This window comes from uncultured Romboutsia sp. (genome assembly GCF_958366745.1).
Classification (GTDB): domain Bacteria; phylum Bacillota; class Clostridia; order Peptostreptococcales; family Peptostreptococcaceae; genus Romboutsia; species Romboutsia timonensis.
This window is the reverse complement of the sequence record NZ_CATXCO010000047.1, coordinates 1-13581: the sequence shown is the minus strand read 5'-3', so window position 1 is coordinate 13581 and position 13581 is coordinate 1. Positions and strand designations below refer to the sequence as shown.

The following is a 13581-nucleotide window of genomic DNA, read 5'->3' as shown; positions in this document are numbered from 1 at the left end:
TTTTATCCAAATATTTCGATTTATATTTTGTGATGATATTATAAGAGAAGAACCAATAACCATAGATGCTAGAACTAAGCTTAGCGAAAGTTTTGTAGCCAAATCAGTTATACACCGTTCCAAGCTTGTAAACTTTATATCTTCCATTTGTATTTTAATATTATTATTCTCTAAGTTTCTAAGTATAGTTTTTAACTGTTTTGGAATTGATCTAATATCAAAAATTATTTCTTCTGTATTATCTTTAGCCCTAAGTAATATCTTATCAATACTAAGTTTATTAATATAATAATACTTGATAAATTCTTGTGCTACTGACGATATTGAAAAATCTGGATCTAAATTTCTAGCAGTTCCTTCTAAAGTTATTATAGTTTTTGCAAGCATAGAAAGTTGAGATGGTATACATACTTTATATTTTCTAAGAAATCTAAACATATCATTTAAAATATTAGCTATACTTAACTTCTCTATTGGTACATCATAATAGTAGTGCATTAAATATAATAAATCTTGTCTAAAACTACTAGTATCTATATCTGAATTTAGTATATTCATATCTATTAATAAGTGAATTACCCTATCTATATTTTTCTTGCTTATTGCAATTGCCATATGATTTAAAAAGTTTAAGGTCTTACTGTCTATAATCCCAATCATTCCAAAATCTATGTATGATATACAGTTGCTACTTACTACAAATATATTTCCTGGATGTGGGTCACCATGAAAAAATCCATATTCGAATACTTGTTTAAATAACGATCTTACACCTATTTCCGCTATATTTTTCGTACTCCAACCTAGCTCTCTTATTTTTGAAATATCACTTAACTTTATACCTATTATTTTTTCCATTATTAATACTTTTTCAGTACTATATTCACTATATATAGATGGTATATATACTTCTTTGCTATCTTCAAACATCTTTTTAAACTTGATAGCATTCATAGCTTCAAAATTATAGTCCAACTCTCTCATTAATTGAGTATTAAATTCTTCTATTACCTGTTTTAAGTCTATATCAATATCTTTATATAAATCTTTTAATGCTAAAGCTATGCTTCTCAATATTTCTATATCAGATTTTATAGTTTCTTCTATATTAGGTCTTTGTATCTTTACAATTACATCTTCATTATTTTTTAACTTACCTTCATAAACTTGACCTATAGATGCAGACCCTATAGGAATATCATTAAATTCCTTAAAAATATCATCTATATCTAATCCAGTCTCATTTTTAAATATAGCTTTTGCTATATCTGTATCAAATGGTTCTACACTATCTCTTAATTTAGAAAGTTCATCTATTATATCTTGGTCAAATAAATCTTTTCTTGTACTTAATAGTTGCCCAAATTTTATATATATTGGACCTAATTCTTCTATTACACATCTAATCTTTGTAGCAGTAGACATATTCTTTATTTCCTCAGAAGGATTTGTAATAGGTATTTTATATGCTACTTCCTCTATATTTAGCTTTTCTACAATAACGGAAAATCCATATTTAATTAGTACATGTGCAATTTCTTTATATCTTTTTAAGTTTTTATAACTTATTCTCACTAGATTCCACTCCTAAAATTTTAAAAGGGCAATATAATGATTGCCCCTTTAGTTTTGTTACTTATGATTATTTGCAAGTTTTACGTATTTTAATGCTGATTTAGTAAGATTTTCTTTTTCTTGTTCTGAAAGTTCTCTTATTACTTTAGCAGGTGAACCCATAGCTAAAACACCTGATGGTATTTCCTTTCCTGGTGGGACTAAACTTCCTGCTCCAAGTAAAGTGAATTCTCCAATTTTAGCTCCATCTAAAACGATTGAACCCATGCCTATTAATGTATTGTTTCCAATTTCACATCCATGAATTATTGATTTATGACCTATAGTTACATTATCACCTATAACTGTAGGATATCCCTCTGATATATGCACTACACTTCCATCTTGTATATTTGTGTTTTCACCTACAGTTATATGGTTATCATCTGCTCTTAAAACAGTCCCATACCATATATTTGCATTTTTACCTATATTAACTTGACCTATAACATCAGCACTGTCTGCTATAAATGCAGTTTCATCTATTTTAGGTTCTACTCCTTTGTATCCTTTTATCATTGAGTATTATTCACCTTCTAACATTAATTTTGCTTGTATCATTATTGAACACTCTGTTCTTTTCTTTTGCATTTCACAGCCTAATTCATACGGCTTCATAACATCTCCGTTAAAGTTAGTTGCATTTGCATGACATCCACCTGAACAGTAGAATTTATTCCAACACTTTTTACAATCTTCTTTACTATATACATGAGCATTCTTAAAGCTCTCAGTTAAATCATGAGGGAATACTATTTCTTCATTCATTATGTTAGATAATTTATAATCTTCATTTCCAACGAATTGATGACATGGATATATATCTCCCTCTGGAGTTATAGCAAGATATTCATTTCCTGCTCCACATCCTGTTATTCTCTTTATTACACATGGACCTTGATTTAAATCTATCATAAAGTGGAAGAATTTAAAATCTTTCCCTTCCTTTAACATGTCAGCATATTTAACTGCTAAATTTTCGTATTCTTCAAATACTTTTGGCATATCTTCTTCTCTTAATGCATACGGATTTGACTCATCTCCTACAACTGGTTCAACAGAAGTAAGTGCAAATCCTTCATTTGCAAAATGCATAACATCTTCAGAGAAATCTAAATTCTCTCTTGTAAATGTTCCTCTTATATAATAATATTTGTCTTTCGGTCTAGTTTCTATAAGTTTTTTGAACTTAGGTAATATGATATCATGACTTCCTTTATCATTTAATGTAGGTCTCATATTATCATTTACTTCTTTTCTTCCGTCTAAGCTTAATACTACGTTGTGCATATTTTCATTTATGTACTCTATCTTTTCATCATCTAATAATATACCATTTGTAGTTATAGTGAATCTTATATTTTTATTATTTTCTTTTTCTATACTTCTTCCATATTCAACTAATTGTTTTACTACATCAAAGTTCATTAGTGGCTCTCCACCAAAGAAATCTATTTCTAAGTTTCTTCTATTTCCTGAGTTAGCTATTAAGTAATCTATTGCAGCTTTACCAACTTCAAAACTCATCATTTGCTTTTCTCCACCAAAATCCCCTTGTGCAGCAAAGCAGTACTTACATTTTAAGTTACAGTCATGAGCAACATGTAAACATAAAGCTTTAACTACTTTTTTTCTAGCTACGAAACTTGGATGGAATTGATATGTATCCTCTGTGTATAAAAGTCCTTCTTCTTCTAAAGTCTTTATTTCATCGTAAGCTTCATTTATTTGCTCTACTGTATAGTTTTCTTTTAAACTTTCTATTATTTCTTCTTTAGTTTTTTCCTTATATAAGTCAACTAGGTTATAAGCAACTTCATCAACAACATGAACTGCTCCTCCGTTAACATCTAGTACTATATTATATCCGTTCATTGAGAACTTATGTATCATACTCATTTTTCTCTCCTCCAAATTATCAATTCGATTTATGTATATCAACACACCTTACTCGAATTAAAATTAATCTATTCTTCATTATATAACTTATATAAGGTATAAGCAAGATTATTACAACATTCGCCTTTAATACCTTTTAATTCCATATTATTTGACAAAAAATAAATCTATCTTCACTTTAATATTTATATAAGTTTACTTTACTTTTTAATATAACCTCATAATAGATAAATATCTAGTTCTTATCATCTATCTGTTTAAAAAAGTTAACCAGATTATTACCATTGTCACTATGATGATTTTTAACTATATCTAATATAACCGTATCATCAATTATATCTTTTAAAATTTCATAGCCATAACTGCTATGATTATAGTAACACTGTATTTTTTTAGATTTTTTAATACTTTTTAATTTTCCTTTAGTTAATTTGTTTAATATAACTATTATAGATTTATCAATCACATTTAATCGTTTCGTAATTTTTCCTATATCATGTAACAAAGCTGACTTCATTAATAAGTTTCTATTTTTTAATATCTCTTCATCATCAGTCTCATTATTATCTATAATAAATTCTATATCTTTCGCTATTCTAATACTATGCTTTTGTTCTGATTTAGATAACTTCATGAATAATTCCAACTCTTTTTTATTTAGTATTTCATTAGCATAATCATAATCTTTTTCAGTCATCTTATCTGTAACATTAACATAAAATTGCTTTACTCGTTTAGGTATCATGATTTTCTCCTTCTATTTCTTAATTAAGGATTTTACAGTTTATTTTGTCAAATTTTACTTCGATCATAACATCAATAACACATCTTCGCTAACGCTACTGATACATCCATTGCTTAAAATTCGCTTCGCTCATATCGCCAACGATACATCTTTGCTACCGCTACAGATGTATCCGTTGCTTAAAATTCGCTTTTCACATAACTCAAATGATATATCATTATAATAAAAAATGGAGTATTTTAAAACAAGTATTTATCTTAAAATATCTCCATCTCAATTTATTTTCTATTGAGCTTTCCTTTAACTTTCTCTAAAATTATATTAACTTCATCTACTTTAAGTATTATTATACTTGTACCGTAAACTATTGCACCTATTCCTACTGATAGCGCTAAAGTTATGACCTCTTTTATAAATCCACTACCTAGTATATTAGCTATAGTATTATATGCAAATAAAGTTACTACTGCCATTATAATTCCTGAAATCAAGGACTTAATCATACCCAGTGCTATTGACTTACCACCAAAACTACCTATTTTTCTTCTTAAGCTTATAAATAATAATGCTATAGTAAATAGTGCTGATATACTAGTTGCAAATGCAAGTCCTGCAAGTTGCATATTAGTATATTTAACAAATAATATATTAAGTGTTATATTTAAAACCATTGCTATCACTCCATTTATCATAGGAGTTCTAGTATCCTGTAATGAATAAAATACTTTTCCCAATATATCTCTAAGACCGTATCCAATCATACCAATTGAATAGAATATAAGTGCAACAGCTGTCATTTGAGTTGCTCTAACATCAAATTCACCTCTTTGGAATAACAATTTTACAATTGGATTTGCAAGTATTATTGCTCCAATAGATATTGGTATAACTAATAATGTAACAGTATTTACCGATGTTATTATTGATTTATTAAACTGTTCTTTGTTGTTTTCAGATGATAACTTCGACAACATAGGGTATACAACAGATGATATAGAAACTATAAACATTCCCATAACAAATTGATTTAGTTTTGTCGCATAGTTTAATGCAGATATACTACCTTCAACTAATGTAGATGCTATAGTTCTATCTACTATAGTATTTATTTGATTAACTGCAACTCCTATTAAAACTGGAGCTATAAGCCAAAGCATTCTCTTAAGATGCTCATCTTTAACGTCTATGTACAGCTTATATCTATACCCTTTTTTTATTGCAAATGGAAGTTGAAATAAAAATTGAAGTGATAATCCAATTAAAGTACCCCAAGGCAATAAATAAGGACTTATTTTCACACTTACAATTATTGATATAATTATAAGAATATTGTACGGAACTGACATAAAACCTGGTATTATAAAATTTTCTTTTACTTGTAGGTATGCCATCATTATATAGCTCATTCCTAAAAATGCTAGTCCTAATATCATTACTCTTGTAAAATAAATTGCTAATCTAAGCGTTTCACCTTCAAACCCAACAGCAAATATTTTTACTATCTGTGGCGTAAATATCGCTCCTATCACCGAAATAACTATACATATAATTACAACAATATTAAATACATTATTTGTAAACTTATTAGATGATTGCTCTCCTTTATTTGCATTTACTTCACAATAAAGTGGAATAAATGCAGTTCCTAGAGATGTACCTATAGCAGTGAATATTACTGCTGGTATATTCATAGCCACTAAAAATGCATCACTAACTCCTGATGCTCCATATGCTGAAGCTAGGGCTAATTCTCTACCAAAGCCTAGAATCTTAGCAACTAAAGTTGCCGCCATTAATCCTACAGCTGCCTTTGCTACTCTTGACATGATTTCTCTCTCCTATACTTTATTAACTCTTATTTATTTGATTATTCTCTATTTTAATATAATGTATAACAGTTTATAAAATAAAAGTTATATATATCCATTTTATATTTTATAGATTAACTCAACCTTAATTAAAGATTAAAATTTTAACTAAAAATTACTTTTCTTCAATGTTACCTTTATGTTTTTTACTTAATTTTTTTATGTCCTCTAATTCTAAATATGCTACAAGATTTTGTGATGTATTGTCTATATCATTTGATATATCAAATAAGTTACCTACAAAAGCATTCCCTAATATGTCATATGTTAAATCTTCTATACTTTTATTTTGTTTATCTTTATTCTTCATAACTATTACCTCCTCTTATTTTGAGCATATATATATTATTAGCAATAGCCATAGTTATTACTCTAATATATATTTTTATAAAATTTAGCATACAAAAAAGACGTCATAATAATGACGCCTTTTGTAGTGTTTATTATAAATTATTATCTTTCACACTCTTGATTTGCAACTGTACAAGAAGTTTTGCAAGCTGATTGGCAAGAAGTTTGACATTCACCACATCCACCTTTTGCAGCACTTTCCTTTAAAGTAGCACTAGATAAAGTTTTTACATGTTTCTTTTCCATCTTTAAATACCTCCTACTCAAAAGTTTCTTAAATGATTATATCATATAATTTTCCAAATGTGGAATATTATTTAAAATTTACACCTAAAACTCCACCAATGCCACCAGCTAGAGATACTAACAATACTTTGTATAATATATCCATTTCAAATACAAAACTATCCTTTGCTAAAAATACTATTAATGTAAGGCATACTATGTACATAAGGCCAACTAACAGACCGTATATAAGGCCTTTTTCTTTTATGTTCTTTGATGCATAAAATCCTCCAAATGCTGATGATGCAGTAGTTATTGCAGATGATGCCATAGCTATAGAATTTCCTGATAAACTAGTAAATGTAAGGGCTAAGTTATATATTAATAGAGTTGCTAGTGTTAATATATATGAATATCCTAAGCCCTTTAGAATGTAATTTGTTTTCTCCATAAAAAATACCTCCCCTCGAATATATACTCGTTAATATATATTCAAGAAAAGGTACAAACATTACTATTTATTATGCTTCTTTAGATTCAACCTTACCTATAGCCCATTTTTCAAATGGTACTTTAGTTCTATTTGGCCCTATTTCTAATATTACAGCATTTTCTTCAACCTTAGCAACGTGAGCTATTATACCACCTATAGTAGTAACCTTATCTCCTACGTTTAAGTTTTCTCTCATTTCTTTTAATTCTTTATCTTTTTTCTTTTGTGGTCTTATTAGTAAGAAATAAAATACTCCAAATACTACAACCCACATAAGTAATCCCATGATCATCTGTTGTGTTTGCGGACTCATCTTTTTCACTCCTTCAAAGTTTAAAAATTATTTATATATATTAAATATTATATATTAAAATGATTCTAATTAATAGTACATTTTAATTTATTTTGTGTATCCATATGCCTTGAAGAATTCTTCTTTGAAGTCTAATAATCTATCTTCCATTATCGCTTCTCTTACTTGCTTCATTAAGTTTAATAAGAAGTGTAAATTGTGAGTAGTTATTAATCTTGATGCTAATATTTCGTTAGCCTTAACTAAATGTCTTATATATGCTCTTGTGTAATTTTTACAACAGTAGCAATCACAGTTTGGATCTAATGGCCCAAAGTCTCTTGCATATTTTGCATTTCTAACAACTACTTTACCAACACTAGTCATAGCTGTACCATTTCTAGCTATACGAGTAGGTAATACACAGTCAAACATATCTATTCCTCTTATAACACCTTCTAGTAAGTCATCAGGGCTACCAACACCCATTAGGTATCTTGGCTTATCTTCTGGCATTAAATGTACTGTATAATCTAATACTTCATACATTAATTCTTTTGGTTCTCCGACACTTAAACCACCAACTGCATAACCTGGTAAATCAAGTTCTAATATTTCTTTAGCAGATTGTTCTCTTAAGTCTTTATACATTCCACCTTGGATTATACCAAATAAAGCTTGTTTTTCTGTATTTTTATGAGCTTCTTTACATCTTTTTAACCATCTTGTAGTTCTTTCTAAAGAGTTTTTAACATATTCTCTATCAGCAGGATATGGAGCACATTCGTCAAATGCCATCATTATATCTGAACCTAAAGCATTTTGTATTTCCATAGCTTTTTCAGGACTTATAAAGTGTTTTGATCCATCTATATGAGATCTAAAGTGAACACCTTCTTCTGTTATTTTTCTAAGTGGACCTAAGCTAAATACTTGGAATCCTCCACTATCTGTAAGTATTGGTCTATCCCAATTCATAAACTTGTGTAATCCACCAGCTTCCTTAACTAAATCGTGACCTGGTCTCATATATAAATGATATGTGTTACTTAATATTATTTGTGAACCTATTTCTTTAAGTTCTTCTGGTGTCATTGATTTTACTGTTGCTTGAGTTCCAACAGGCATAAATATAGGTGTTTCTATAACACCATGTGGAGTATGAAGTCTTCCAAGCCTTGCCCCACTTTGTTTACATGTTTTTATAAGTTCATATCTTATTGCACTCATGTTTTTTGTCTCCTTAATGTAGTCTTTTGTTTATCTATATTAAATTTTATATATTTACTGTATCTAAAGTTTTGTCATCTTATATAGGGTCTTTAGCATCTATAATATCATCATCGCGGTCATAATGTATACTCGTTATGTTCATATTACTATTGTCTTTTGTTAACAAATATTTTCTGATTGTAAATAATCCAGCTATTGCAATTACACCTAATAATACTTCTAACATACCTCCACTTTTGGGAAGTAATAACATCTTTCTTGCTATTGCATACAATAAGACTTCTATTATTGTACCTGGTATATGCAAAGATAACATAACCACGAACTCTATAGCTATAACTAAAAGAAGTATTTGTGCTAGTATATCATTTAATTGACTATATGCAACAGGAGTATGATATTCAACGATATATGCAGTCCATATCATTCTTAGGACATCTATCGTTCCCAAAAATACTGCTATTAAAACTACCATGGCTAATATTGATTCAAATATATACGCTACTCTTAGTGATATATTACTTTTATCTATATTTTTCATAGTTCCCCCTATATATTCTCTATTTAACTATTTTACAATCATAGCATCTCCAAAACTAAAGAATCTATATCTTTCTTTTACAGCCGTTTCATAAGCATTTAGTACATTCTCTTTGCTAGAAAGTGCACTTACTAACATAATTAATGTTGATTCTGGTAAATGGAAATTAGTTATAAGTTTATCTACCATTTTAAATTTGTATCCTGGGTAAATAAATATATTAGTCCATCCGCTAGTTTCTTCTATTATACCCTCTTCATTAGTTGCTGATTCTACTGTCCTACAACTAGTTGTTCCTACACAAACTACGTTATGTCCATTTTTCTTAGCATTGTTTATCTTTTGTGCAGCTTCTTTATCTACCATATAATATTCTGAATGCATTTCATGTTCTAATACATCATCAACCTTAACTGGTCTAAAAGTTCCAAGTCCAACATGAAGGGTTACAAATGCTATATCTACACCCTTATCCTTTATTTGTTGAAGTAATTCTTCAGTAAAATGAAGACCTGCTGTCGGTGCTGCTGCCGAACCATTATGCTTAGAATAAACAGTTTGGTATCTTTCTCTTTCTTCTAATCTTTCTGTTATATATGGAGGTAGAGGCATATTTCCAAGTTCATCTAAAACTTCCTCAAATATTCCTTCATAATGGAATTTAATTATTCTAGAACCTTCTTCAGCTAAACCTACTACTTCTCCTATAAGTTTTCCATTTCCAAAAGAAAACTTAGTTCCTATTTTAGCTCTTTTACCTGGTTTTACTAATGCTTGCCAAGTATCCTCTTCTGTTCTTTTTAGTAATAAGAATTCTATCTTACCACCTGTATCTACTTTTTCACCTATAAGTCTTGCCGGTATTACTCTAGTGTTATTAAGAACTAGGCAATCCCCAGGATTTAGATAATCTATTACATTTTTAAATGTTTTATGTTCAATTTCTCCAGTTTCTTTATCTAGTACCATTAATTTAGAACTTGATCTATCTAATATAGGTACTTGAGCAATTAGCTCTTCTGGTAAGTCAAAATAAAAGTCGCTTGTTTTCAATTTAAACTTCCTTTCCAAAATTTTATACAGTTACCATAATAACAAAAAAAGTATATTTTTTCTATACACCTATTAAATATATGTTATGTGTATTTTTAGAAATTATATCTATTTATGTTATTATACACACATTAATGTAACTTAAAAATTATCGTATCATGTTCTATGTCTATTCTTTATTTAGTAGGATAAGGCATATTAAGATGATCATATGCTAGTGGCATAGCTATCCTTCCTCTTGTACCTCTATTTATAAATCCTAATTGAAGTAAATATGGTTCATAAACATCTTCTATAGTATTTCTATCTTCTCCTATAGATGCCGCTAGTGTATCAAGTCCAACAGGACCTCCTCTAAACTTTTGGATTATAGTCATTAGAAGCTTCTCATCTACATAGTCAAGTCCTAGACTATCTACACCTAATAACTCTAATGCTTTGTTTGCAACATCATCAGTTATATTACCATCTGCTCTAACTTGAGCGTAATCTCTTACTCTTTTTAAAAGTCTATTTGCTATTCTTGGTGTACCCCTTGAACGTCTTGCTATTTCAGTTGCTCCACCTATTTGTATTTCTGCACCTAAAATTTCTGAGGATCTTACTACTATTTTTGCTAATTCATCAACTGTATAATAATCTAGTTTACATATAACTCCAAATCTATCTCTAAGTGGATTTGTAAGCATACCAGCTCTAGTTGTTGCACCTATTAATGTAAATTTAGGTAAGTCAAGTCTTATACTTCTTGCTGATGGCCCTTTTCCTATTATTATATCTAAACAAAAATCTTCCATAGCTGAATATAAAACTTCTTCTACACTTCTATTTATACGATGTATTTCATCTATAAATAACACATCATTTTCATTTAAATTTGTAAGTATTGCTGCTAAGTCTCCAGCACGCTCTATAGCTGGTCCTGATGTTATTCTTAAATTTACACTCATCTCATTAGCTATTATACTTGCTAAAGTTGTTTTACCAAGACCTGGTGGTCCATATAAAAGAACATGATCAAGTTGTTCATTTCTACTTTTTGCAGCTTCTATAAATATCTTAAGTTGCTCTTTTGCTTTTTCTTGACCTAAATAATCGTCTAAAGATTTTGGTCTTAAACTATTTTCAACATCTATATCTTCATTTTTCATTGTTGATGTTATTATTCTATCTTCATCTTGAAAATCAAACATTAACACTCATCTCCTTTCTATCTTAAGGATTTACTCATTATATAAGTTAAAGATTTCTTTATTATATCTTCTGTATTTAGCCCATCCTTTTTACACTTGTCAACGGCTTCCTTAGCTTCTGCTGATGAATATCCAAGGGCTACTAATGCATCTACTGCTTCATCTTTAGATACAGCTATTGGTTCACTTGAAAGTAATGTTGGTTCAAACTCAACATTATTTTTATCTACTTTATCTTTTAATTCAAGTACTATTCTCTCTGCTGTCTTTTTACCCACACCTGGAGCTTTAGAAAGTTTAGCTACATCTTCACTTAATATATATGCCCCAAGTTGCCCTGGTGATGCAAATGATAATATGGATAAACCTACTTTAGGCCCTATTTTTGATACTGAAGTTAAAAGTTCAAACATCTTCATCTCTTCTTTAGTTGCAAATCCACAAAGGCTCATATCATCTTCTCTTACTATTAATTTAGTATAAATTTTTGCCATATTTCCTAAATGTAAATCTTTTATAGTATTACTAGATACATTTATTTTATATCCTATATTGTTATTATCTATTACTATATAATCTAAGTTAATTTCTTCTACTGTTCCTTTTATATAACTATACATAACTTCCCCCTATATTCTTTAGAGTTTTTTCTAACTTATTAGCATGTGCGTGACAAATTGCAACCGCCAAAGCATCTGCCACATCATCTGGTTTTGGTACTTTTTTTAGATTTAAAAATGATGTAACCATTTGTTGTACTTGAGCTTTTTGTGCTCTTCCATATCCAACTACACCTTGTTTTACTTGTAGTGGTGTATATTCATAAACAGGTTTATTATTATGAGCACAAGCAAGCATAGTAACCCCTCTTGCTTGAGCTACTGTGATTGCTGTTTTTACATTTTTATTAAAGAATAGTTCTTCTATACCGACTTCGTCTATATTGTAATTTTTTATAAGCATATCTATTCCCTTGTAAACAAGTTCTAATCTTTTTAATATATCCATACCTGCAGGAGTAGTTACTGCGCCATAATCTATTACTCTAAATTTACTATTTTTATATTCTATTATTCCATATCCAACTATTGCTATCCCTGGATCTATGCCTAGTATTATCAAACTGTCCGCTTCCTCCTAAAAAATTTCATTTTATCTATATCCATAATGATATATATACTTTACAAAATATGCAAAACTTATGTTCTAATACATTATATCATAAGTTTTTGTATACACAAAAAAACAACCTTATATATTAGGTTGTTTTTATTAACTTCCAAAGCTCTCAAGTCTTGAATATGCATCATCTTGAGTATCAACTACTACTCCTTTTTGAATTTCTTCTTGAACTGACTGTGGTAAGGAATCTAATTTAATCTCTGTATTTTCTATTAACTCTCTATTTCCATTTATATCATATTTATAAAGTCCTATAAATCCATTTTCTACTTCTAAAGAATATTTATTACTTCTTGATGTGTCCTTTAAAGGAGCTTTTTCCGATAATACTATTTGATGTTGTGTTATACTATCAATCTCTTTATCTGGATATTGCTCAGATAAATATGTTCGTATTTCTTCTTTAGTTTTATCAAGTAATTCTTTTGGAGCAAATCCTATCATATTAGGCTCTGAGTCTATTAAACTTCCTTCTTCACTACGTTTATATAACCAAATTTCACAATTTTCACTTAATCCAAATGAATCTTTAGTTTCTTCATTTTCTTCATTTATAGTTTCATTATTAAATGCTGGTTTCTCTTCTACTTTTCTAGTTTTTACTCCTATATAAATACCTCCACTTAGTACTAATATCCCTGTTAGTATTAATATAGGTATCTTCCATTGGAAGGGCTCTTTTCTCTCGAACATATATATAACCTCCTTATATCAAATATTGTTGCCATACCTTATTTTTTTATACATTTTATCCAAATATTACTATTTTTATTTTATCGTTCCATTATTAATAATCTGTACATATTATTAGGTATATGTTTAATATAATTTAGTGGGGGTGATAATTTGAGTTCATATATTCGAGTAATTTATGATAGATTAGATTTTATTG

Annotated in this window: 16 protein-coding genes; all 16 read right to left on the bottom strand. The window is 28.8% G+C overall.

Features of this window, described 5'->3' with window-relative positions:
* Positions 1-1575: AarF/ABC1/UbiB kinase family protein (locus Q5F54_RS05170; protein WP_302334054.1), on the bottom strand; the 1575-nt coding region annotated here is incomplete at its 3' end.
* A 57-nt stretch (positions 1576-1632) separates the two neighbouring features.
* Positions 1633-2133, bottom strand: coding sequence for a gamma carbonic anhydrase family protein (locus Q5F54_RS05165; protein WP_071119485.1), 501 nt, complete (start codon positions 2131-2133; stop codon positions 1633-1635).
* A 6-nt stretch (positions 2134-2139) separates the two neighbouring features.
* Entirely contained in the window at positions 2140-3513 is a 1374-nt protein-coding gene (scfB, locus tag Q5F54_RS05160) for a thioether cross-link-forming SCIFF peptide maturase (RefSeq protein WP_071119484.1), read from the bottom strand.
* Positions 3514-3748: 235 nt separating this feature from the next.
* Positions 3749-4258, bottom strand: a complete 510-nt coding sequence (locus Q5F54_RS05155; protein ID WP_281538365.1) for an HD domain-containing protein — start codon at positions 4256-4258, stop codon at positions 3749-3751.
* A gap of 278 nt (positions 4259-4536) precedes the next feature.
* On the bottom strand, positions 4537-6084 hold the full coding sequence (murJ, locus tag Q5F54_RS05150) for a murein biosynthesis integral membrane protein MurJ (RefSeq protein ID WP_281538366.1): 1548 nt from the start codon (positions 6082-6084) through the stop codon (positions 4537-4539).
* Between the two features lie 157 nt (positions 6085-6241).
* The gene (locus Q5F54_RS05145) at positions 6242-6436 is read right to left on the bottom strand and encodes a hypothetical protein (protein WP_281538367.1); all 195 of its coding nucleotides are present in this window, start codon (positions 6434-6436) and stop codon (positions 6242-6244) included.
* 143 nt (positions 6437-6579) lie between these two features.
* Positions 6580-6723, bottom strand: coding sequence for a six-cysteine ranthipeptide SCIFF (scfA, locus tag Q5F54_RS05140; RefSeq protein ID WP_071119480.1), 144 nt, complete (start codon positions 6721-6723; stop codon positions 6580-6582).
* Positions 6724-6790: 67 nt separating this feature from the next.
* Positions 6791-7153, bottom strand: coding sequence for a TIGR04086 family membrane protein (locus tag Q5F54_RS05135; RefSeq protein WP_071119479.1), 363 nt, complete (start codon positions 7151-7153; stop codon positions 6791-6793).
* A 70-nt stretch (positions 7154-7223) separates the two neighbouring features.
* Positions 7224-7508: a preprotein translocase subunit YajC gene (yajC, locus tag Q5F54_RS05130; protein ID WP_071119478.1), complete on the bottom strand. Its 285-nt coding sequence runs from the start codon at positions 7506-7508 to the stop codon at positions 7224-7226.
* 87 nt (positions 7509-7595) lie between these two features.
* Positions 7596-8717, bottom strand: a complete 1122-nt coding sequence (gene tgt / locus Q5F54_RS05125; RefSeq protein WP_302334053.1) for a tRNA guanosine(34) transglycosylase Tgt — start codon at positions 8715-8717, stop codon at positions 7596-7598.
* 79 nt (positions 8718-8796) lie between these two features.
* Entirely contained in the window at positions 8797-9261 is a 465-nt protein-coding gene (locus Q5F54_RS05120) for a phosphate-starvation-inducible PsiE family protein (RefSeq protein WP_281538368.1), read from the bottom strand.
* A 27-nt stretch (positions 9262-9288) separates the two neighbouring features.
* On the bottom strand, positions 9289-10314 hold the full coding sequence (gene queA / locus Q5F54_RS05115) for a tRNA preQ1(34) S-adenosylmethionine ribosyltransferase-isomerase QueA (RefSeq protein ID WP_071119475.1): 1026 nt from the start codon (positions 10312-10314) through the stop codon (positions 9289-9291).
* 176 nt (positions 10315-10490) lie between these two features.
* Positions 10491-11507 carry a Holliday junction branch migration DNA helicase RuvB gene (gene ruvB / locus Q5F54_RS05110; protein ID WP_281538369.1) on the bottom strand — a complete coding sequence of 339 codons (1017 nt, stop codon included), beginning with the start codon at positions 11505-11507 and terminating at the stop codon, positions 10491-10493.
* A gap of 17 nt (positions 11508-11524) precedes the next feature.
* Positions 11525-12127 (bottom strand): Holliday junction branch migration protein RuvA, encoded by a 603-nt coding sequence (gene ruvA / locus Q5F54_RS05105; RefSeq protein ID WP_071119473.1) that lies wholly within the window; start codon positions 12125-12127, stop codon positions 11525-11527.
* Entirely contained in the window at positions 12120-12629 is a 510-nt protein-coding gene (gene ruvC / locus Q5F54_RS05100; protein WP_071119472.1) for a crossover junction endodeoxyribonuclease RuvC, read from the bottom strand. Before ruvC ends, ruvA begins: the two co-directional genes overlap by 8 nt.
* A 150-nt stretch (positions 12630-12779) precedes the next feature.
* Positions 12780-13382 carry a hypothetical protein gene (locus Q5F54_RS05095; RefSeq protein ID WP_071119471.1) on the bottom strand — a complete coding sequence of 201 codons (603 nt, stop codon included), beginning with the start codon at positions 13380-13382 and terminating at the stop codon, positions 12780-12782.
* Positions 13383-13581: the final 199 nt, after the last annotated feature.

Coding starts and splice junctions, on each gene's coding strand:
- scfA (WP_071119480.1), bottom strand. CDS start 6,723: ATGGAAAAGAAACATGTAAAAACTTTATCTAGTGCTACTTTAAAGGAA.
- Q5F54_RS05135 (WP_071119479.1), bottom strand. CDS start 7,153: ATGGAGAAAACAAATTACATTCTAAAGGGCTTAGGATATTCATATATA.
- Q5F54_RS05120 (WP_281538368.1), bottom strand. CDS start 9,261: ATGAAAAATATAGATAAAAGTAATATATCACTAAGAGTAGCGTATATA.
- Q5F54_RS05095 (WP_071119471.1), bottom strand. CDS start 13,382: ATGTTCGAGAGAAAAGAGCCCTTCCAATGGAAGATACCTATATTAATA.
- yajC (WP_071119478.1), bottom strand. CDS start 7,508: ATGAGTCCGCAAACACAACAGATGATCATGGGATTACTTATGTGGGTT.
- Q5F54_RS05165 (WP_071119485.1), bottom strand. CDS start 2,133: ATGATAAAAGGATACAAAGGAGTAGAACCTAAAATAGATGAAACTGCA.
- Q5F54_RS05145 (WP_281538367.1), bottom strand. CDS start 6,436: ATGAAGAATAAAGATAAACAAAATAAAAGTATAGAAGATTTAACATAT.
- murJ (WP_281538366.1), bottom strand. CDS start 6,084: ATGTCAAGAGTAGCAAAGGCAGCTGTAGGATTAATGGCGGCAACTTTA.
- ruvB (WP_281538369.1), bottom strand. CDS start 11,507: ATGTTTGATTTTCAAGATGAAGATAGAATAATAACATCAACAATGAAA.
- Q5F54_RS05155 (WP_281538365.1), bottom strand. CDS start 4,258: ATGATACCTAAACGAGTAAAGCAATTTTATGTTAATGTTACAGATAAG.
- tgt (WP_302334053.1), bottom strand. CDS start 8,717: ATGAGTGCAATAAGATATGAACTTATAAAAACATGTAAACAAAGTGGG.
- scfB (WP_071119484.1), bottom strand. CDS start 3,513: ATGAGTATGATACATAAGTTCTCAATGAACGGATATAATATAGTACTA.
- ruvA (WP_071119473.1), bottom strand. CDS start 12,127: ATGTATAGTTATATAAAAGGAACAGTAGAAGAAATTAACTTAGATTAT.